We start from the raw sequence: 1,593 nt of genomic DNA on the forward strand, positions 1-1,593 counted from the left end.
TTGTGCCTGCTGGGTGACGAGTTCGTGCAGGGGGGTGCCGGGGAGGTCGGTGCGGGCGCCGTTCCAGTCGACCAGCACCCGCTGCCGTTCGGCCGCGTTCATGAGGTCGATGTCGCTGATGTGGTGATCGGGGACTGCGGTCACGGCCTCCAGCACACGGACGAATCGGTCCGCGATGGCCTGGGCGGAGTCGCGGTCGAAGAGGTCGGTGCTGAAGTCCAGTGCCGCGTTGATCCCCTGCGGCCGGCGCGCCTCGTCGAAGGACTCCGCGAAACCGAAGGAGAGGTCGAACTTCGATGAGGTCCGCTGGACCTCCTGGAGCGCGACCTCCAGCCCCGGAAGCTCGCCGATGTCCTTCAACGCCCCCTCGTGGTCCGTGTTGTTGAAGGTCAGCAGCACCTGGAAGAGCGGGTGGTGGGACAGCGTACGGGCCGGGTTCAGCGCCTCGACCAGCCGCTCGAAGGGGAGGTCCTGGTGTGCGTAGGCCGCGAGGTCGGTGTCGCGGACCCGGTCGAGGAGCTCACGGAAGGTCGGATTGCCGGCCGTGTCCGTACGGAGGACGAGCGTGTTGATGAAGAGACCGATGAGGTGGTCGGTGGCGTCGTCGGTGCGTCCGGCGATGGGGGTGCCGATGGGGATGTCCTCACCCGCGCCGAGGCGGGTGAGCAGGACGGCGACCGCCGCCTGAGTCACCATGAACGCGCTGGTGTTGGTGGCCCGCGCAAGCTCGGTCAGCCGCGCGTGAAGCTCCGCCGGGACGGTGAACGGAATGCGGTCACCCGAGTACCCCGCGACGGTCGGCCGGCGCCGGTCGGTGGGAAGGTCGAGCTGCTCGGGGAGCCCGGCCAGCTGCTGTTCCCAGTAGGCGAGTTGTCTGCCGGCCGCGCTGTCGGCGTCGGTGTCGTCGCCGAGGACTTCCCGCTGCCACAGGGCGTAGTCGGCGTACTGGACGGAGAGCGGTGTCCACGTGGGAGCCTCGTCGCGGACGCGGGCCGCATAGGCGGTGGTGAGGTCGCGGGCCAGGGGCGTGCGGGACCAGGCGTCGCTGGCGATGTGGTGGATGAGCAGCAGCAGGACGTGCTCGTCCTCCGAGACCCGGAACAGACAGGTGCGGGCCGGGAGTTCCTGGGCCAGGTCGAAGCTGTGGCCGACGGCCTCGTTCAGCCGGTCGCCGGTCTCCTCCTCCGCCACGTCGACGACTGAGAACGGTGCCTCGGCGGCTTCCGCGGGCAGCACGATCTGGTAGGCGCCCTGTTCGTCCTCGGTGAAGACGGTGCGCAGGCTTTCGTGGCGGGCGACGACGTCACTGATCGCATCCCGCAGGGCCTCCGCGTCGAGCGTCCCGGTGAGACGCAGCGTCAGAACGGTGTTGTAGGTGGGGGTGGGGCCTTCGAGCTGGTGCAGGAACCAGAGGCGTTGCTGGGCGTAGGAGAGCGGGATGCGTTCGGGGCGGGGCTTGGCGGTGAGCGCGGTGCGGGCCTGTCCTGCCTGGTCGAGCGCCCCGGACAGCCCGGCGATCGTCGGTGTCTCGAAGAGCTGTCGGATGGAGAGTTCGGCGCCCAGGGTGGTGCGGATGCGGCTGACGAGGCGGGT

The 1,593-nt window shown here is 69.7% G+C and carries 1 protein-coding gene; it reads right to left on the reverse strand.

What is annotated here, in order from left to right; genetic code table 11:
• Positions 1 to 1,593: condensation domain-containing protein (locus ACZ4V1_RS35850; RefSeq protein ID WP_468345350.1), on the reverse strand; the 1,593-nt coding region annotated here is incomplete at both ends.

It is taken from the genome of Streptomyces sp. NPDC028991 (assembly GCF_055564775.1).